Genomic DNA, 19,883 nt, shown 5'->3' with positions numbered 1-19,883 from the left:
CTTTCAGCCCATTCTTCCCATAAACCTATTTAAGGCGAGGTGCACATAATGATACGACCATTAACCTTCAAAAAAATTGTAACGCTGCTGCTGGCAGCCTCCCTGCTAATCCTGCCTACTCAGGCAGGAAGAGCTTATGCTAATCCGGATACCGCAGAGGCGATAACCTCTTCACAAGGCGGCGTTAACCAGTTTGACTATTTCAGTCATGTCTATGACCGTCTAAATGATGCTAACCATGTATTTAAAACAGCGACGTATGAAGATATCGTTCATCTTTTTGAGAGTGAAGGCACATACGCTGTTCTGGTTGGAGGTGCTTGGAGCGAGAATACACAGGCTGATATCGGCTTTATCAACGAGGCAGCTAAGGAATATGGCATCTCTACGATTTATAACTTTGATACTAAGCTGGACGGGGACACCCTTCAGATTGCAGACAGCAATAATAAATTTGCCTATAAATATGTTGATCTGGTCAACAAGTATTTGAAGAATTTAAATCTGTCTTCCAAAGATGATCCAGAACGCAATGTCAGCTATACCAATACAAACGGGGAAGTTGTGACTGCTAACAAGCTCGAGTCTCCATTCTTATTGGTATACAACAAGGATCACAAGGATGCACAGGGAAATAGTGCTCCTGTCGTATCCTATCTGGATAAGAGCTATTCGTGGAATGAGTTCCTGACGAACGGAACACTTGATGCGGCGAAGGTTAATGCGTATAAAACATCAGTAAGTGAGGTGCTGGGTGCCGCTACCCGATATGATACTATCGACGAGTCGGCTTATATCAAGGCGGCATTTAATAAGAACTATGAAGGGGAAAATGAGGGCAAACCTACGATCTTCAACGAAGCGGATGGCACGCTTGTTTATGAACATGTGACCTATCATCAGCTGAAGCAAATTTTAGCGAGTGAGGGAAACTATGCGATTTTGTTAGGCGGCTCGTGGTGCCCTAACACGCAAGCGGTGATTAAATATATCAACGAATATGCCAAAAAACATAATATCCATAAGATCTACTTCTTCGACACTAAGCTGGATGCTGGTGTGACCGTTGCTGAGCCTAATAACAACAGCGGCACTAAGGGCAGTGCGAATCCGCATAATAATAACGAGCTTCAGATTAGAACCACCAATCATCCGTATGCGCAGCTTTATGTTGATCTGGTTCGTACTTATCTGACCAATATCAAGACCGAAAACAATACAGCTGCTAAACCAACTGTAATTAGTTATGTAGACGGACTTGGAAACACTGTGAGCGGAGACAGACTTCAGGTTCCATATCTGTTCACTTATAACAAGGACAACAAGGATGCAGGAGGCAAAAACACACCGATTCTAGGGCATGTTGAACTTATGTACAGCTGGACGAATATCCAACCGGATTACGTGCAGGCTAATTACCCAATCGGAGCCAGATACAATAACACTACAACAGCGCTGGATAAAATATTCTCCAGACTCGAAGCTGTGCCGGCAGGACTTACGGGTGTAGCACCAACTGCGGCCGACAATAAGGATGGGCAAATTGTAGGCACCAGTTCAGCATTGGAATTTAAGCTTGTTGGAGACGAGGCTTACACCCCAGTTTCGGGATCAGCCATCACAGGGCTTGCACCTGGTGTTTATAAGGTAAGATATGCCGCAACATCGGGCTATCAAGGGCCAACCTCCGCAGCTGGACCTACAATCATTCCTTATAATGCTGGCGAAGACGTAAGTGTGGAAGTTCCTGCTTACACCCATCAACAAGCAGCTCCGATAGGACTGGTAGGCGTAGCCCCTACTTCTGAAGCTAATGATGATGGGCAAATTACGGGTTCAGCGGAAGGACAGGAGTATAAAGGCGTTGGAGAAGCTGATTATAAGCCTGTAACAGGTGCGGTTATCACTGGCCTTACTCCGGGCTTCTATAATGTGCGATATGCGGCAAAAGAGGGATACAGCGTTGGTAAAGACGCTACAGTTGAAGTCCCGGCATATGGTGAGCAAGCGGCACCTACAGGATTAGTAGGTGTAGCACCAACCAGTGCAGCTAATGACGACGGTAAAATTATAGGAACTACGAAAGCGCTGGAATATAAGCTGTCTACCGTTACCGATTATGTCTACGCATCAGATGTAGAGATCGTTGGACTTGTGCCGGGTATCTATCAGGTAAGATACGCAGCTAAAGAGGGATTTAACGCGGGTAGAGCAGCAGATGTAATCGTTCCAGCATTCACTGCGGAACAAGCAGCTCCAACTGGGTTGCAGGGAGTTGCTCCTACCTCAGCAGCGAACAACGATGGAAGAATTACGGGAACCACGACAGCCTTAGAATATAAGCTGTCGAGTGTAACTAATTATGTGTATGCACCAGATAAAGAAATCACAGGATTAATACCGGGCACGTATCAAGTGAGATACGCAGCCAAAGAAGGTTATAAGGCAAGTCCAGCGACTGACATTGTGGTTCCGGCCTATGTGCCTATTTCAGATCCTGGAACAGGTGGAACAGGTGGATCGGGTGGCAATTCTACACCGAGCACGACTACACCAACACCATCAGCAAGCCCGCAACTGGTTGCTACGGTAACAGCAGGGAATACCGTGAACCTGTCAGCAACAGCGGCAACTAAAACGGATAAAACCACAGGAGTTACTACTGCAACGATCACAAAAGAAACGGCTGCTGAATTTGTGAGTCTCGCTAAGAAGGCAGAAGCTGATGGGAAGAAGGCTGTTCTTGAAATTAAAGTTGCAGCTACTTCGGATACTCAAACAGCTGATCTTACACTTCCAAGAAGCATAATTAATGAGTTAGCCGCCGGAACGAAGGCGGAGATTACCATTGAATATGAGAATGTGGGTACGATTACGTTTGATGCCAAATCATTGGCGAGCATTAGTGCAGCTTCAGATGCCGGAGACATCATTGTTAGAATCGCGAAGGTGTCATTAACGGCAGAAGGCAAGGCTGTTCTCGGAGACAGACCGGTTTATGACTTGTCGGTTATAGCGGGTGAAAGCACGATTTCCACCTTCGGTGGGGGCAGTGTTCGTGTCAGCGTACCGTACGTGCTGCAAGCGGGAGAACGGTCAGATGCGGTTATTGTGTATCACATTAACAGCACTGGAAGCTTGGACAATGTACGTGGAAATTACAATGCCGCCAAGGGAACTGTAGATTTCGTAACCACACATTTCTCCCAATATATTATTGGATATAATCAGGTGAGCTTTGCAGATGTTCCAGAGGCATCATGGTATAGCCATGCAGTAGGTTTCTTAGCAGCACGCAGTATCACATCTGGTACGGATGCTGAACATTACAGTCCGAATGCTGCAATCACTAGAGGGCAGTTCATCGTCTTGTTGCTCAAGGCTTATGACATCACACCGGATGCCATTGCTGCTGATAATTTTGCAGATGCAGGCAATACGTATTATACGAATTATCTTGCTACAGCTAAACGTCTTGGGGTAGCAACGGGTTCGGGAGATAATCAATTCCAGCCAGATATTCAGATCACTAGGCAGGAGCTATTTACACTCTTGTACCGCTCGCTTGTAGCGCTAGGTGAACTGCCATCTGAGAAGACAGCGGCCACGCTTGCCGGCTTTAGTGATGCTGGACAGATCGCTGGTTATGCACAAGAAGCCCTTCAAGCGCTGGTAGAGAGAGGCGTAGTGACCGGAGCGAACGGTAAACTCAATCCGAAAGAAGTCACTACAAGAGCAGAAGCAGCACAGGTTATTTACAATTTGCTATCCAAATAATCAGCCACTAAGACATAGCGGACGTCACATAAGTAGCGTCAACTATGAATGCGGCGACTTGGTTTGACTAAGGCAGCAGAGCAGCGATTCCTCCTTTATTGGAGTATCGCTGCTCTGCTTTTTTGTTTGTTAGCTGGCTGGTTGCCCTTGCCCTGTCCGCTTGCCCTCATGCCCTCATGCCCGCTTGATTCAGCAGTTCATTCATTATCGGCGCGGCTTTCGGACCCAGATGACGTTATTTTCCACTTTCCAGCCTTTGGGGCATAGTTTCGGACTCCAGCGACGCTATCGCTTTGAAAAAGGTGCGTTTATGGTGTTTTTCATGCTGATAGCGACTATGGGGTCCTTTAGCACTCTAAATGTGGGAAAAAGCCGCGTATAAGGTCAGTTGTGTCCGCTAGCGTGCTCGCTCTCTTACTTATAAATGCTACCCGACCAAACGTACGCTGATCTTAGGCCGGTTTGCTCAAATAAAGGGGGTGCCAACAGCCATTTCGTGGCATCGGTGGCGCTGCCTTTCGCTATAAATCTCTAGTGGGTGGCCTAATGGCCACTCTTTTTTTAACTAGACATAAGATTAGCAGACTAAATCATGGAAGAGGATTCTACTAAATGATACAATTATTGTAATTACATAAAGTAGTAATATTTCACATTATTGATTAGTTACTAGAAAGGGGACTGAGATATGGGTTTAGCTGACGATCCGGTCATAGCGATTTCAGGTTTATGGATGAACTATACAGACCGAATGGTGCTAAAGGGAATTGATCTTAAGGTATATAGAGGACAAATTATTGGTTATATCGGCCCTAACGGGGCAGGCAAGAGTACAACGGTGAAGATTATGCTCGGTCTGGTAGAAGGATATAACGGTAAAGTGGAGATTTTCGGTAAGGATATTGCCGATGGAGATGTTTCTTACAAGAAACGTATAGGTTATGTGCCGGAGGTAGCCGAATTATATGATAGCCTCACTGCAAGAGAGTATCTAACCTTTGTTGGCGAGCTGTATGGGCTAGGTCGTGCGGAGGCGGACTACAAGGCCAAAAAATTAACTACACTGTTAGGTTTGGAGAAGTCTTACGATATGCGGATTTCTTCGTTCTCAAAAGGGATGAAGCAAAAGGTGCTGCTTATCTCCAGCATGCTGCATGACCCTGATATTTTATTCCTGGATGAACCGCTGAGTGGTTTGGATGCTAATAGCGTGATGATAGTGAAGGAGATTTTTGCATCGCTGGCGGCACGGGGGAAGACCATTTTTTACTCCTCACATATCATGGATGTGGTTGAGAAAATCAGCAGCCGGATCATTTTGATTGATGGCGGGGATATTGTGGCGGACGGAAGTTTTGCAGAGCTGAAGGAGAAAGGCCGTGAAGGGACGCTTGAAGATATTTTCAATCAATTAACCGGATTTGATAAATACCGTGATATCGCTGGTGAATTTGTTGCGGTCATGCAGGAGCAAGAGGTATCCTCTTATGACTGATTTCTTCGTGCTGAGGCTGTTGGATAAGCTGCGGGGTGCCTTTATAAGATTTGGAGTCGATTACGACACCATGCGGAGTATTTTACAGATCAAACTGACCATGGACGGAAGAAGAACGCCTACAGCGCTTGCAGGTATGCAGAAAAAGGAGAACGCTAAAGAAGGTTCACCCTTGCGATTACAGTGGATTTATTTACTATTTGGTTTAATATTAATTCCGCTAACGCTATCCAACGATCACTATATGCTGCAAATGAGCTTAACCTTTGGGATCATTATGTTTTTTGTCTCCACAACCCTGATCTCTGACTTTTCTTCAGTAATGCTTGATTTACGTGATAAAAATATTCTTTTTTCCAAACCCGTCAACCGTACTACCTTAAATATGGCCAAAACCATCCACGTTCTCCTCTACTTAGGGACAGTTACATTGTCGATCACTGGTCCATCTTTGGTATTTAGCCTATTTAAGCAGGGGATCGCTTTTTTTCTGATGTATGCGGTGACAATTGTCTTGTTAGACTGTTTTATCCTCGTAATAACTGCACTGCTCTACCTGATGATCATGCGGTTTTTTGATGGGGAGAAGCTCAAGGATATTATAAATTATACGCAAATCCTTTTGACGATCGGAATAATGGTGGGCTATCAATTCATCTCCCGGTTGTTCAACCTCACTGAGCTTGGCGCTGCTTATCATCCTGCTTGGTGGCAGTACTTTATTTTTCCGGTTTGGTTCGCGGCTCCGTTTGAACTGTTGCTTGGTGGAGCTAGAGAACCCTATTACTTCATTCTTTCAATGCTGGCTTTGATAATCCCACTTGTACTGATCGCAGCCTATATTAAGCTGATGCCGCAGTTTGAACGGAATTTGCAAAAGCTGGCGGAGCAAGGCTCCGGTGGAAAAGACAAGGGCCAGATCGCAGAGTGGCTCTCCCGCAGAGTATGCAAGGAACCGGCAGAGGGGATTTTCTTTCGGTTTACTTGGTCCATGATGAAGAATGAGCGCGATTTTAAGCTGAAGGTCTATCCTGCACTTGGCTTTTCTATCGCATTCCCGTTTATTTTTATATTTGGTATATTGCAGAATAGTTATGATGGTTCCCTTAAAGGTTCAAAAGTGTACTTGTTAATCTATTTCTGCACGATGTTAATGCAGACTGTAATACAGATGCTACGCTACTCTACAAGTTATAAAGGAGCTTGGATTTATAGGCTGATTCCTTTACCCGATAGCACGCCTATTTACCGTGGGATGCTTAAGGCGGCACTGCTACGGCTAGTCTTGCCTTTATTTGCTGTAGATGCGGTATTGTTCATTCTGTTGTTCGGTGTGCACATTGTACCTGATTTAGTAGTGGTATTATTCGCCATGCTGATTTTCTCAGTCATCTGCTTTCGTGTTTATCCCCGGAGCTTACCTTTTTCAGAGCGTTATGAGGCAGCCAAACAAAAGGATTACACTGGAGTCGCCTTCATGCTTATGTTTTTGCTGATGGGGATGGCGGGTATTCATTATGTCTTCACTTTATTTACCGGAGGAATTTACATCTATCTGTTAGTTCTGGTAGTTTTGAATCAATGGTTATGGCGAAAGACCTTCCCCAAAACCCCATCAACCACAGGTCACATATCCAACTTTTCGGGGTGAGCGAATGCGTCAAATATGGACATTTTTTGCCGACATAAAAAAAGGGTATAAATTCCAGTATTTTCTTAGACAATCGGCTGAATACAAGGTAGAATACATCTAAAGTTGCTTTTCAGGGATAACCTATAATCTTTACGCACTCTTCCATTTATCTGATATTCGTGTACTGATTTTTTACTTGAGAAATACGCTGCAGCGATTACGGTATTCAAAACCGGTGAAGAGGTTAACTAATGGATAAAATGGGAATCCACTATAACGTTTGGATTGTTTTACTATCATTTGCGCTAGCGGCGACTGCAGCTTATTCCGCGCTGAATCTGATCTCGCAAGTCCCTCGTTCGTTTGGGAAAGTTCGTCGCTTATGGTTAATATCGGGGGCATGTGTACTCGGCAGTGGCATATGGTCGATACATTATGTAGGGATTATGGCGAGCCGTTTTCCTTTTAGCGTGAATTATTATCCAGGCAGGGCTGTATTATCGTTATTGGTTGGTGTGTTGTGCTGCTATTCGGCATTCCGGATTACGTTTGTGCCACGTTTAAGAAAAAGTTGTTTAATAGTTAGTGGTGTTCTTCTAGGCAGCGGAATTTCGGCTATGCATTATATCGGAATGTCCTCCATGAAGATCGCAGCGGAGATTCATTATGAGATATGGACTCAGACATGTGCTGTAATCCTCGTTATGCTCTCGTCTTTTATCGGATTATTTCTATTTCACAAGTTTAAAGACTATGTGGGTTTTAACCGCTGGAAGTTATACTCTGCTCTCTTTATCGGATTTTCGGTGACTGGATTGCATTATACGAGTGTAAGGGCGACTCATTTTGAATATAACGGTCTACTAGGCAATACAACTTTTTTTATGGAGACTGATGTTATTCTTTTAATGGGAGTATCCTTGGTAACGCTATTTATGCTTGCGATTTCTGGTGGTGCTGTATTTCTGGACCGGCATGTGCTGGAACGGATGGCTTATTATGATCCGCTAACCGATCTTCCGAACAGACATGGCCTGGTACGTTATTTTAAAGATGAATTTTTCGGGAGTAGATCTGGCGCCGTATTTTTTGTGGATCTGGATCGGTTTAAGTCGATTAATGATACGCTTGGACATGATATAGGGGACTTGTTACTGCGAGAGGTCGCTATAAGATTAAGACGCTCTGTAGGAAGTAAGGGCAAGGTCTTTCGTTTGGGCGGAGATGAATTCCTGATCGCTCTTCCAGATTGTACTGTGGAGGATGCGCAAGAGGAAGCAGAGCACATTTTATATGAGCTTAAGAAATATTACAGTATTCAAGGTAATGAGCTATATGTTACTGCAAGCGTGGGGATCAGTATGACCCCTATGCATGGAACTGACCGCTCAGCGTTAATGAAGGCGGCCGATACAGCTCTTTATACCTCTAAGGATTCGGGTAAGAATAAATTCAGTGTGTTCGATCAGGAGATGAACCGCCATCAGCTGCGACGGATGTCGCTGGAGAAGGATCTTCGTAAAGCGCTGGCACGCTCCGAGTTTATGGTTGTGTACCAGCCAAAATGGGATTCGTATATGAACGTTACCGTGGGTCTTGAAGCACTGCTGCGTTGGCGGCACCCTGAACATGGGATAATCTCCCCGGCTGAATTCATTCCCATTGCAGAGGAAACGGGACTGATTGTCCCGATTACCTATTGGATGCTGCATGATGTATGCAGCCAGAACATGCTTTGGCATAAGGAAGAGATAGCAAATGTCGCAGTCTCTATTAATATGTCAGCACGGATGTTTGAGGGCGGGGGCTTATACGATGTTGTAGAAGAAGCACTCACACGTTCAGGTCTAGAGCCGCATTTCCTTGAACTGGAGATTACAGAGTCCATTGCGATGAATAACATGGAAGAGACGGTTGCGCAGCTCTCCAGACTTCGGGCACTTGGGGTAAGGGTATCACTGGATGACTTTGGGACAGGCTTTTCATCCCTTGGTAATTTAGACGAGATTCCAGTTAACACACTCAAGATTGATCAAGTGTTTATTCGTAAGAGCAAGATGCATTCCAAGAAAGCCATTATCAGTAATATCATTGCGATTGCCACCAATCTTAATATGGAGGTCGTGGCGGAAGGTGTGGAGACACCAGAGCAGATTGAGCTGCTGCAATCCTTAGGCTGCAGAGTGATGCAGGGTTATTATTATGGGCGGCCAATGCCGGTGCATGAGCTGGGCCAGTGGTTTATAGCGAATACAGCAGTATCGTAGCAGATGATCTCAATACATAGAATAAGGGGCTAGCGTCTAAGCAGAATATCTCTGCTTGGATGCTAGCCCCTTTGCTATTAAGAAACCTTAAATCGTTCAATCAGAATTTGCAGCTTCTCAGCTAGGGAGGACAGGAAAGCTGCTGCAGACTCAACTTCCTCCATTGCGGCAAGCTGTTCTTCTGAGGAAGCGGATAATGTCTCTGCACTGCTGGCTGTCTGATTAGCGACATTTACGATATTCTGAAGGGTTGTAACGAGACGGTCGGAGATCAGCGAAAGCTGGCGAACCGTTCCTGAGATCTGCTGGCTTTGTGAGGCCATTCCCGAGACAGACATTTCAATCTCCGAGAAGGACTGGCCTGCCGTGGCAATCATTTCTCTGCCGTGCTCCATCTCTTCTGTAGAGCGTTTCATAGTTTCTCCTGCCTGATCCATCTGGTTTACGATGATGTTGACCAGTTGGCCAATTTGCGCAGCGGAATGGGCTGAGCGCTCAGCAAGCTTACGTACGGAATGGGCAACGACCGCAAACCCTCTTCCCTCTTCTCCAGCTCTTGCGGCTTCAATCGCTGCATTCAGGGACAGGAGATTGGTTTCTTCTGCGATGCTGGCAATAGTACCCACGATATTTTCAATTTCTTTGGAATAACCACCCAAGGTTTCAATAATGAGTGCTAGGTCGGTAATACTGTCACTTACGACTCTCATCTGCTGTGTGGTGGAATCCATTGCCTCACGGCCTGTACGTGCTTTATTAGCGTTGCTGACCGCATTATTCATTGCGTTATCTGCATTGCCTGCAATCTCTGTGATGAAACGAGACAGGTCTTGTACAGACTTATATTCACCCTCCATATTCTGCAGCTGTGAATTCGCGGTATCGGCAAGTTCAATCGTAACATTGACGCTATATTCACCGGCCCGGTTGGTTTCCTGCGCACTGGCGGAGAGCTCTTCGGAAGAGGAGGCTACCTGCATGGAGGTCTCATTGACCTCGGTAATAAGTAAGCGCAGGCTTTGGGTCATGTCATTGAAATTACGGGCTAATGTACCAATCTCATCCTTGCTGTTGAATAAAATAGGATTATGAGTAAGGTCGCCCTGTGCAACAAGGTTGACCCCTTTGGACAGCTTCGTTAACGGACTAATCATTCGGCGGATTAACAGATAAGCTGCCACAATAGCTATAACCAGAATGGAAGCACCGATAATAAAAGGCTGAACAATGATATCTTGAGTTCGGTCTTGAATTATGGAGCCATCGAAATTAATAGCCATCAGCGCAACTATAGGTTTAGATGGATCGTGATCCTGATAGATGGGGCCGTAACCTGTCTTAAGTGAGGTACCTTCGTATGTATAAACCTTGGAGTAGGAGGAATGCTTATGCTCAGTAATCATTTGCTTATCTTCATCTGAAAAATAAAAAGTATCGCCTGCTTTATAACCTCTAGCCTGGAAGCTTGAATCTGCGGCAAGTACTTTTCCGTCTAAGGATAAGATGAATGCCTCTTTAAAAATAGCCTTATGTGCTACAATCCAACCGATTCGATCCTCTACAGCCTCCAGTTTACTTTGATCGCCTGCCAACAATGCGGAAATGTCTGCGGGGTCAATCAGGCCGGTTGTAATATTAGCGCATCCTACCAATTCGATACCTGCGGCTTCGTCTACTTGCTTATAAGCTGTACGGTATCCGAAAAACCCGATGGATGATCCTACAAGAAGTAAGACGACGAACATCATCCAAGTTAATTTAGTTGCTAATTTCATTCTTCGCACCAACCTTGACAAATTATGTTCTCAGTGATAATAGCTCTCACCTCTACGATTATATCGTATTGATATGCTTATAACCTTACATGGAATATAGTATTTCTGTGTCGGAAATTGGAGAATGGTGGAAGTTTGCGCTTTCCATCATGCTTTCAATGGTTTAGTAGACAAAACCATTGAATCATAACCAGTTCTAATGGTACGCTTGAGTTATTAAAAACGGATTGGGGTTGAACAAATATGCCACATCAAATAGATCCGTTAATAGATCGTCTAGGACTATCCATGTGGAGAGTACAGCGTAAGATTATGTCTCAAATGTCTTTGCACAAAGAACTCGGACTTACGGTGCCACAGATGGGTCTGTTAAATATGATAGCGAAAGAAAAGAAGTCGCGGGTGGTACAGCTGGCAGAATGTATGGAGGTCAAATCCAGTGCGGTGACGGTGATGCTGGACCGTTTGGAGGTGCTGGGTTATATCAAACGTGAGCCGGATGGGAAGGATCGGAGAGCGGTTGTAGTGACGATCACCGAAAAAGGTCAGCAGGTGCTCGAAGAAGGACATTTCCGGTCCAAAGAACTGCTGGCGGAGCATTTATCCATACTGAAGCCCGAAGAACTACGCAACTTTGCAGAGTATTACCGTATGATCGAGGACCAGGAGCGTTAGTCAGCTAAGCTTCGGAATGGATATCTTTATAAAAACAGCAGAGCAGCGGTTCTCCTTATTGGAGAATCGCTGCTCTGCTGTTTTTGTTCGTTGGCTGCCTACGCCCTGTAATTTATTGTTTAGGTTGTTTGTCAGGCAACTGAGTGATATAGCTGTGGGAAAGCTGTAAAAGCCTCAAGGCACGGTTATATTCGTCTTCAGTGGCACTCGGCGTTGTTCCATTGTTATAAATAGAGTACTGAGTGTTGTCTTCAAAGCTGTTACCAGGAATAAGCAATCCTGAGCTGGCAATGAATGAACCAGAAGGTAAATAATATCGTTCTGGCAGCAAATTATAAGTCTGACTGAGTAGATCTTGACCAAAATATACGTTATTCTCTAATGAAATCCCAAGCAGACTGGCTGCGGTTGGCATGATATCTACTTCCCCGCCTACTTCGTCAATGGTCTGCGATGCTACGCCAGCACCTGCATGAATAAGCAGAGGGATGTTCATCATATCCGCATAACTGTATTCATGACCATAGATTTCAGTCATCAATTCTTTATCATCATGATCGAGGGAATAAATCGGCAATCCCATATGATCTCCATAAATCATGATTACACTATTGTCCCAGACACCATTTGCTTTTAGCTCTTCTACAAAATGTCCAAAAGCATCATCCGCATAGTTCTGGGAACGGATATAGTCACCAACAAAAGTACCTTCATAACGCTCCGGCAGCTTCATGCGGTATTTTTCTTCCGGAATAGTAAAAGGGTGATGCGCTGACATTGAAATGACTTGAGCGTAAAAAGGCTGCTCCTGTTGGTCCATTTCTTTTAGTTTATCGGCTGTCTTACTGTAGAGCGTATCATCAGAAGCTCCAAAGAAGAAGACATCATCTTCACCAAAAAATTTGCGGTCATAATAATGATCGAAGCCGAGGGAGTCATACAGCTCGCCGCGGTTCCAGAATTCTACGACATTGGTGTGGAAGGTTGCTGTCTGATATCCATTTTCTTTAAGCACGCGTGGCAGACTTGGAAGTACCTTATCCACATAAGACATCGTTGCCGCTCCACGTGGAGGGATGTAGAAGGAAGTGTTAACTACGAACTCTGCATCCGACGTATTCCCTTGGCCAACCATTTGATAGAAATTAGGGAAGTAAAGACTGTCCTTCATTACCTTGTTCAGGTTCGGTGTAATTTCTTGACCGTCTAATTTAAGTCCCAGCAAGAAATTCTGGAAAGATTCCATTTGAAGAATAATAAGGTTCTTGCCTTTAGCGATGCCTTGAAGTGGAGAACTAGCCGCAGTATTAATCCCCTTCAATTTGTTGATGGCATCCTGTGTAATGTCACTTGAATCGACTAGCTCAGGCTCTTCTTTAGCGAAGATCGTATAAGCTTCATAATTAAGAATTCCCATTTCTTGAGCTTTCTTAATTTCGTTCATACTGGCCTTATTAGGCAAGATGTTGAACAAACATAAAGCAAGTGAGACTGCAAACAGAACACTATACTTAAGTTTTCCGCCACGGCGGTGGTTGATATTCTCTTTCTTATAGACCCGGCCTTTTTTATTAAAGAAGAAGTAGACGCCAAGAATAATGATGTCTGTAAAAATCAGCAGGTAGTATGGATCCATTAGTGAGAATACGCTGTTGCTGACGGCGGTGACTTGATTCACCTGCTCCGCTGCATGGTAAGTCACAATAACACCGTAATATTTAAAATACATAATGGCTGCGAAGAAAATGGCTGTCACTAATAAATTTACGGTCATGTAATATCCGAGCTTGCGCTTGGAACCAAAACGTTCAATGATACAGAAGAGCGCCCAAGCAAAGGGGATTTCAGTTAATAATGATTTCCAGGGCAATATATCGTCAAAGATTACGCCCCATGCCAAGAAAGCTTTTAGAATAAAAATTATTGTGAAAAACACAAAAGGTTTAACGATCCACTGTTTAAAGTTAAAGGATGACACAGCTTCGCCTTCTTTCTACATGATAAAACGCCATTTCCCGGCTAGGAAGAAACAGCGCCCAGACAAAATAATTCCATAGTAATAAAATTTATTATGCAGGGCTAGCTATAGAATGTCAAAAATCGAGAACCTAAGTATAAGCTTAGTGGAGCGCGTAAAGTTGAACACAAAGGGTTGAAGCTGACGCTCCTGCTCTCATGCAGGGTTATACAACGAATTCAGGACTAAAATGGCAATTGGGAACAAAAAGGATATATGGATAATAAAAGGAGGTGATGCTGGATGAGCTCTACAGTAGCTTTATCAGTTAGAACTCTCGTTGAATATGTTTTTCGCAGCGGAAGCATTGAACCTGGCTTTCATGGAACGGGCGCTATGGTCGAAGGCACAAGAATTCATCAGAAGATCCAAAAGCAATATAAGGAAGGTGACCGCAAGGAGGTTTATTTGAAAACGGAGATTCCTTATGGAAACCTGCTTTATGTTGTAGATGGGCGTTGTGATGGATTGCTTGTCTCGGAGGATGGGAGCTTTACGGTCGAAGAAATCAAATCAACCTCCGGACTGCTGGATTTACTGGATGAAGGACATGAGGTTCATTGGGCACAGGCGCTGATGTACGCATATATGGTGGCTCTGGAGCAAGAGCTTTCTTCTATTCAGGTTAAGCTTACCTATGTCCACCGGGCTACTGATGAGCAAAAAAGCTTGTACCGAACGTTGTCTTTTGAAGAACTGATTTCATTTGTGAATGACACAGTGGCTAGATATGCTCCATACGCTGAGATGATGGTTCGTCATGATGCTAAGAAGGAGCAGAGTCTTCGGGAGTTGAGCTTTCCGTTCTCCTCTTATCGAAAGGGACAACGTCATTTTGCAGGAGCTGTATACAAGTCCGTCGTGGAAAAGGTCAGTCTGTTCGCTCAAGCCCCCACAGGTATCGGGAAAACAATGTCGACGTTGTTCCCTGTCCTTAAAGCGATGGGCGAAGGACAAGCTAAAGGATTGTTCTATTTAACGGCAAAGACGGTTACCCGTTTTGCCGCGCAGGAAGCCATCTCGCTGTTGCTAACGCAGGGTCTTCAGCTGCATGTCATCACACTTACCGCTAAAGAGAAGGCTTGTTTTCGCGAAGAGGGGATATGTGGTAAGGATTCCTGTCCTTATACGGATGGTTATTATGACCGGATCAACGAGGCATTAATGGATCTGTTAGAGCATGAGACGCTGATGAGCAGAGACACCCTTGCACTGTATGCTCACAAACACAAAGTGTGCCCATTTGAGTTCTCGTTGGATGCAGCCTATGCCTGTGATGCTGTGATCTGCGATTACAATTATATATATGATCCTCGCATCAGTCTGAAACGGCTAACAGAGGAAAGAAAGAGAGAAACGGTGCTTCTAGTAGATGAAGCACATAATCTGGTAGACCGGGGACGGGAGATGTTCTCCGCCTCTTTGCTGAAAGCCCCTTTCCTGGAAATCCAGCGCCAATATAAAGAAATGAACCGGAATTTGAGTACAGCCGCTAAATCGGTGAATGCTTTTTTCATCTCCCTTCGCAAAATTTGCAATGAAGAGGGGCAAGGGCAGTGGGACTCGTTCCCGGAGGAGCTGCCGGCTTTGCTTGAGATATTTTCTTTGGAGGCGGAACAGGAGCTTATTCACCCGAGCTCCAGTATTGTCTCACTGAATGGGGAAGGAGAAGGGGAAAATGTCCTCTTGGATACCTATTTTGCAGTTCAGGGCATGCTCCGCACCTTTAAGACCTATGATGAACGCTACATTACCTATGCGGAGGTTCGTAGAGGGGATGTCTATCTCAAGCTATTCAATTTGGATCCCTCGCATCTGCTACGGCAGATGTCCAAGAGCTTTCGCAGTCAGATCCTGTTCTCAGCTACACTTTCTCCATTATCTTACTACCGGGATATGATTGGTGCAGCGGAGGAAGATTACAGTTTAACCGTGTCTTCCCCTTTTCAGAAAGAGCAGTGGGAAGTAACCGTCTTACCTGTCTCCACACGTTATCATGACCGGGAAGCCTCCCTAGTTCCGTTGACTAAAGCACTGAGCCAAATGGTCTCTAAAAAGGGCAACTATCTGGTGTTTTTTCCTTCGTACCTCTATTTGCAAAACGTATATCAGGCCTTTACGGAGTATTACCCTGAAATCCGGACATTGATGCAGGATACTGGCATGAGCGAGCAAGCTAGAGAAAGTTTTTTAGCCGCATTTAGTCCAGATAATGACGAGACGTTATTGGGATTTGCTGTACTTGGAGGGATTTTTTCAGAAGGTGTGGATCTGCCAGGGGATCGCCTCAATGGGGTTATGGTTGTTGGCGTTGGCCTGCCACAGCTTGGTCTTGAACGCAATCTGCTGCGTCAATATTTTAATGCCAGAGGAAAAAATGGCTTTGATTATGCCTATGTCTATCCGGGAATGTGTAAGGTACTCCAAGCCGGAGGCAGGTTGATTCGCAGCGAGACGGATACGGGCATTATCGTGTTGGCGGATGACCGTTTTTTGCAGAGTCCATATATGCATTTGCTTCCCGAAGAATGGAGAGATTATCTTATACGCTCATAAGAGGTTATAATCTACGAAAGGGTATTCATAATCAATCGGCAGGAGGAAATAATATGACAATAAAAGTGGGTATTGTGGGTACAGGTTGGTTCTCTAAGGTACATGCTGATTTGCTGGCAGGGATGGCTGATGTCCAGTTGCAGGCAGTTTGTGGAAGCAGTAAAGCCAAAGGCGAAGATATGGCACGTCCATATGGAGCTGCTGGATATGGTGATATTACAGAGATGTTGGATGCGGAGAAGCTTGATGCTGTTTATATCTGTGTGCCTCCACAATCTCATGGTGCGATTGAACGTTCATTAATCAAGAGGGATATTCCCTTTTTTATAGAAAAGCCGCTTAGTATGACTACTGAAATTCCTGCCAGCTTGCTGCAAGATATTAAAGAACATAATTTATTGACCTCGGTAGGCTACCATTTCCGCTATCAAGAGAATGTTAATAGGCTCAAGGAAACACTACGTGGTGACAAGATCGGTATGGTCATGGGCCAGTGGATGGGCGGCATGCCGGGCGTAGCTTGGTGGCGTGATCAGGAGCAATCCGGAGGACAGTTCACCGAGCAGACCACTCATATCGTCGATTTGGTGCGTTATCTGGCAGGAGAGGTAAAAGAAGTATACGGCATGTTCGGAAATCGAATTATGCATGAGCAGCATGAAGGTGTGAGTGTAGCCGATGTAGGTACCGTATCTCTGAAGCTTGAGAATGGAATCATAGCTAATATTTCAAATACATGTGTGCTGCCTGATCCGGTAGGAAGTGTAGGTCTTAGTTTCTATAATGATCGGGGATTGCTGGACTGGAACCCGGATCGTCTCTTGGAAGTGCGAAGTGGCAATAGCACCGAATTTGAAAACACAGGAAATCCATATTTAGTGGAAAGTGAAGCTTTTCTGTATGCTGTACGGACAGGAGATCGTTCGCGTATTCTCAGTGACTATGAGGATGGATTCAAGACGCTTAAAGTAACTTGTGCGGCTTACGAGTCCGCACAAAGTGGACTTCCGGTTAAATTCTAAGTTCGGATTCTTAAAAAAAGGACATGCCGCCTTAGATGTGCTAAAGAGACATGTCCTTGGCTCAAGCTGGGTTAGCCTAGTGGAGGAATATTGCGAGTAAAGCTGGCGCCACACCTATGGATAACAGCGCGGACAGAATCATCGCAATACTGGAGATGGTTCCGGTCAGTGAACTAAGCTCGAAGGCCTTGGATGTTCCTGTACCATGCGCAGCGGTTCCCAGCGATACACCACGCGCGATTTCATTGTCAATGCGGAAGATGCGGAGTACTGTAGGGCCCATCATTGTACCGAGTATCCCGGTAATGATGACGAAGACTGCAGTAATACTCGGTACACCGCCGATACTTTGCGAGATGCTCATAGCGATCGGTGTAGTCACCGAACGTGGAACCAGACTGGCTGCCAGATCGCCGCTGACATGCAGCCATTTGGCGAGCAGAATGGAAGAGATCACCGCTGTTATCGTCCCTGACAGCACGCCTGCCGCAATTTCGGCGGCGTGCTTTTTGAGCACCTTGAAGTTTTTATGCAGAGGGATTGCAAAGGCCATAGTTGCCGGTTGCAGCAAATCCGTCAGCCATTTGCCTCCCGCATTGTAAGAATCATAAGTAATGCCTGTGATGAGTAAGAAGATAATCATAAGCACGGGTGTAATGATCAATGGAGAGGTGTACACTTTGCCACTAGAAGCATAAATGCGTTTCGCCAGTAGATATACAGCAACCGTAAGACCGAAGAATAATAGAGCGTTTAACATGATCCTTTCCGCTCCTTTGCTTTGTAAATTCTACTGGTAAGTAATCCGGAACTGGCCATTACAACAATCGTACCCAAAATGACCACCGCGAGGATTCGTAAACCATCAGTTTCCAGAATATTGGCGTATTTCATTACGCCGATAGCAGATGGAATAAAGAACAGCAAGAGCTCAGCCAGTAGCCAAGAAGCACCAACTTCAACCCAATTCAGATGAATGACACCAAACTCAAGCAGAAGAAACAATATAATCATTCCGAGTATGCTTCCGGGAATAGGGATATGCAAAAATGGGGTTACAGCATTGATTAGTAATGAGAATAGGGTGAGTCCCGCTACCTGCAGCAAGCCTATAACAATCTTTTTCATAAGGCTTCGCTCCTTTCATGATAATGAAAGTTTACATCAATTGTTTTCATAGGTAAAATGAATAGATTGAATAAATGACATTCCTTTTGTCTATGGATCGGAGGTTGGAAAATGGATATCCGACAATTAGAATATTTCGTCCAAGCAGCACGAATGAAAAGCTTTACTCGGGCTGCCGAATCCTTATATATTTCACAACCTACGATCAGTAAAATGATCCGGAATATGGAGATCGAGCTGGAGGCTGATTTGTTTTACCGTGAAGGGAAAAGTGTCCGGCTTACAGATGCGGGGGAAATTCTGTTCACCAAAGCGCAAAATATCGTGGAGTCGTTCGCCAGCTTGTCTTCTGAGCTGGATAGCTTACGAAATTTGGAGCAGGGCCACATCCGCATCGGTCTGCCTCCAATGGTAGGAGCGAGCTTTTTTCCTTCGGTGATTGGTCAATTTCATAAACGTTATCCGCAGGTTACTATTCGTCTGCATGAGGATGGCGCGAAAAAAGTGGAGGAAGATGTAGAAACGGGCTTGTTGGATATCGGAATGGTTGTGCTGCCTGTAAATACAGCCAAACTTCATTGCTTCACCTTTGTTGAAGAGAAGCTGAATCTTATTTTACCTGTTGGACATAGATTGGCCGAGGCAGACCTTGTTCCGTTAAGTGAACTAGCCGAAGAGGAGTTTGTGCTGTTCCGGGAGGATTTTACGCTGCATGATCGGATTATTACGGAATGTGTGAAGGCGGGATTTCAGCCTAAGGTTATCTATGAGAGCTCCCAATGGGACTTAATTAGCCGTATGGTGGCTGCCGGAATGGGAATCGCATTGCTGCCAGAAACCATTTGCCGGGATATGGATCGTTCACGATTGGTCGTTGTGCCTTTGACGGATCCGGTAATTCCGTGGCAGCTTGCTATGGCGTGGCGTAGAGACCGTTATTTATCTTTTGCGGCACGCGAATGGATTGCTTTTGCAAAGGGACTTTTGCGAGAACAGTATCCAAATGAGCTCCCTGACGAACTTGCGGAGGACTCTGAATAAGTAGTAATTCCGTTTTTGTTAGAAGCTCTACAATTTTTCTTTTTTTTGAAAATATGTTTTTTGGTATCATGACTTATGATAGGAGAAGATGTTGATAGAGAGAAGGAGAGAGATGTGACACAAAATCCAAATTCCTCCAAGAATAATCATAGAAAAGATTATAAAGAAGATGAGCTACTTGTAACTATAGAGAGTCTTAGATGTGAATTGCTGGAGGTTGCAGAGCAACGCAGTCTTAGTGACCGTGCTGTTCTAGAGCTCAGTGAGCGATTAGACAGCTATATTTTGCTGGCACAAAATAAGATGATGGAAAATTTGCGCAACCGGAAAGCCGGCATTACATCCTATAGTAGAAGTTCCAAAACCGCCATCACTGTTAGCTAAACTACCAACAACATAGAATTATAATACTATGAAGATGTTACTGATCTAGAGGAGCGTATTAGGCTCCTCTATTTGTCGTACAATCTATTTGTTGTACAATCCATAACTTTCAC

At 44.8% G+C, this 19,883-nt stretch carries 13 protein-coding genes; 9 read left to right on the top strand and 4 right to left on the bottom strand.

Features of this window, described 5'->3' with window-relative positions:
- Positions 1–48 precede the first annotated feature (48 nt).
- The 4 genes from NST58_RS31025 to NST58_RS31010 all read left to right on the top strand — a co-directional run bounded on the left by NST58_RS31025 (position 49) and on the right by NST58_RS31010 (position 9,172).
- The gene (locus NST58_RS31025; protein WP_339245350.1) at positions 49–3,777 is read left to right on the top strand and encodes an S-layer homology domain-containing protein; all 3,729 of its coding nucleotides are present in this window, start codon (positions 49–51) and stop codon (positions 3,775–3,777) included.
- Positions 3,778–4,465: 688 nt separating this feature from the next.
- A complete protein-coding gene (locus tag NST58_RS31020) occupies positions 4,466–5,272 on the top strand; it encodes an ABC transporter ATP-binding protein (RefSeq protein WP_036682032.1) in 807 nt (268 codons plus the stop codon).
- Entirely contained in the window at positions 5,265–6,923 is a 1,659-nt protein-coding gene (locus NST58_RS31015) for a hypothetical protein (protein ID WP_339245347.1), read from the top strand. Before NST58_RS31020 ends, NST58_RS31015 begins: the two co-directional genes overlap by 8 nt.
- Positions 6,924–7,156: 233 nt before the next feature.
- Positions 7,157–9,172, top strand: a complete 2,016-nt coding sequence (locus NST58_RS31010; RefSeq protein ID WP_038573706.1) for an EAL domain-containing protein — start codon at positions 7,157–7,159, stop codon at positions 9,170–9,172.
- 77 nt (positions 9,173–9,249) lie between these two features.
- Here the strand turns inward: NST58_RS31010 and NST58_RS31005 are convergent, their stop codons facing one another.
- Positions 9,250–10,947: a methyl-accepting chemotaxis protein gene (locus tag NST58_RS31005; protein WP_339245345.1), complete on the bottom strand. Its 1,698-nt coding sequence runs from the start codon at positions 10,945–10,947 to the stop codon at positions 9,250–9,252.
- A gap of 243 nt (positions 10,948–11,190) precedes the next feature.
- Between NST58_RS31005 and NST58_RS31000 the strand changes: the two genes are divergently transcribed.
- The gene (locus NST58_RS31000; RefSeq protein WP_081383619.1) at positions 11,191–11,622 is read left to right on the top strand and encodes a MarR family transcriptional regulator; all 432 of its coding nucleotides are present in this window, start codon (positions 11,191–11,193) and stop codon (positions 11,620–11,622) included.
- 112 nt (positions 11,623–11,734) lie between these two features.
- On the opposite strand, the gene NST58_RS30995 is transcribed toward NST58_RS31000, so the two are convergent.
- Positions 11,735–13,600: an LTA synthase family protein gene (locus tag NST58_RS30995; protein ID WP_076124004.1), complete on the bottom strand. Its 1,866-nt coding sequence runs from the start codon at positions 13,598–13,600 to the stop codon at positions 11,735–11,737.
- A 282-nt stretch (positions 13,601–13,882) separates the two neighbouring features.
- Between NST58_RS30995 and NST58_RS30990 the strand changes: the two genes are divergently transcribed.
- Together NST58_RS30990 and NST58_RS30985 are read left to right on the top strand one after the other, a co-directional pair.
- The gene (locus NST58_RS30990; protein ID WP_076182003.1) at positions 13,883–16,195 is read left to right on the top strand and encodes a helicase C-terminal domain-containing protein; all 2,313 of its coding nucleotides are present in this window, start codon (positions 13,883–13,885) and stop codon (positions 16,193–16,195) included.
- 53 nt (positions 16,196–16,248) lie between these two features.
- The gene (locus NST58_RS30985; RefSeq protein ID WP_076219739.1) at positions 16,249–17,217 is read left to right on the top strand and encodes a Gfo/Idh/MocA family oxidoreductase; all 969 of its coding nucleotides are present in this window, start codon (positions 16,249–16,251) and stop codon (positions 17,215–17,217) included.
- 76 nt (positions 17,218–17,293) lie between these two features.
- Here NST58_RS30985 and NST58_RS30980 read toward each other — a convergent pair whose 3' ends face one another.
- Positions 17,294–17,977, bottom strand: coding sequence for a CidB/LrgB family autolysis modulator (locus NST58_RS30980; RefSeq protein WP_076123999.1), 684 nt, complete (start codon positions 17,975–17,977; stop codon positions 17,294–17,296).
- The gene (locus tag NST58_RS30975) at positions 17,971–18,345 is read right to left on the bottom strand and encodes a CidA/LrgA family holin-like protein (RefSeq protein ID WP_076123997.1); all 375 of its coding nucleotides are present in this window, start codon (positions 18,343–18,345) and stop codon (positions 17,971–17,973) included. Before NST58_RS30975 ends, NST58_RS30980 begins: the two co-directional genes overlap by 7 nt.
- 111 nt (positions 18,346–18,456) lie before the next feature.
- On the opposite strand from NST58_RS30975, the gene NST58_RS30970 reads away from it, so the two are divergent.
- Together NST58_RS30970 and NST58_RS30965 are read left to right on the top strand one after the other, a co-directional pair.
- Positions 18,457–19,386, top strand: a complete 930-nt coding sequence (locus NST58_RS30970) for a LysR family transcriptional regulator (RefSeq protein WP_076278300.1) — start codon at positions 18,457–18,459, stop codon at positions 19,384–19,386.
- Between the two features lie 114 nt (positions 19,387–19,500).
- Positions 19,501–19,770, top strand: a complete 270-nt coding sequence (locus tag NST58_RS30965) for an aspartyl-phosphate phosphatase Spo0E family protein (protein WP_076099698.1) — start codon at positions 19,501–19,503, stop codon at positions 19,768–19,770.
- Positions 19,771–19,883 lie beyond the last annotated feature (113 nt).

Source organism: Paenibacillus sp. FSL R10-2796, assembly GCF_037965315.1.
GTDB lineage: Bacteria > Bacillota > Bacilli > Paenibacillales > Paenibacillaceae > Paenibacillus_AQ > Paenibacillus_AQ odorifer.
This window is presented reverse-complemented; position numbering and strand designations above follow the sequence as displayed.

Excerpts from the sequence above, each read along its gene's own strand:
- NST58_RS31025 (WP_339245350.1), top strand. The coding sequence starts at position 49 with ATGATACGACCATTAACCTTCAAAAAAATTGTAACGCTGCTGCTGGCA.
- NST58_RS31020 (WP_036682032.1), top strand. The coding sequence starts at position 4,466 with ATGGGTTTAGCTGACGATCCGGTCATAGCGATTTCAGGTTTATGGATG.
- NST58_RS31015 (WP_339245347.1), top strand. The coding sequence starts at position 5,265 with ATGACTGATTTCTTCGTGCTGAGGCTGTTGGATAAGCTGCGGGGTGCC.
- NST58_RS31010 (WP_038573706.1), top strand. The coding sequence starts at position 7,157 with ATGGATAAAATGGGAATCCACTATAACGTTTGGATTGTTTTACTATCA.
- NST58_RS31005 (WP_339245345.1), bottom strand. The coding sequence starts at position 10,947 with ATGAAATTAGCAACTAAATTAACTTGGATGATGTTCGTCGTCTTACTT.
- NST58_RS31000 (WP_081383619.1), top strand. The coding sequence starts at position 11,191 with ATGCCACATCAAATAGATCCGTTAATAGATCGTCTAGGACTATCCATG.
- NST58_RS30990 (WP_076182003.1), top strand. The coding sequence starts at position 13,883 with ATGAGCTCTACAGTAGCTTTATCAGTTAGAACTCTCGTTGAATATGTT.
- NST58_RS30985 (WP_076219739.1), top strand. The coding sequence starts at position 16,249 with ATGACAATAAAAGTGGGTATTGTGGGTACAGGTTGGTTCTCTAAGGTA.
- NST58_RS30980 (WP_076123999.1), bottom strand. The coding sequence starts at position 17,977 with ATGTTAAACGCTCTATTATTCTTCGGTCTTACGGTTGCTGTATATCTA.
- NST58_RS30975 (WP_076123997.1), bottom strand. The coding sequence starts at position 18,345 with ATGAAAAAGATTGTTATAGGCTTGCTGCAGGTAGCGGGACTCACCCTA.
- NST58_RS30970 (WP_076278300.1), top strand. The coding sequence starts at position 18,457 with ATGGATATCCGACAATTAGAATATTTCGTCCAAGCAGCACGAATGAAA.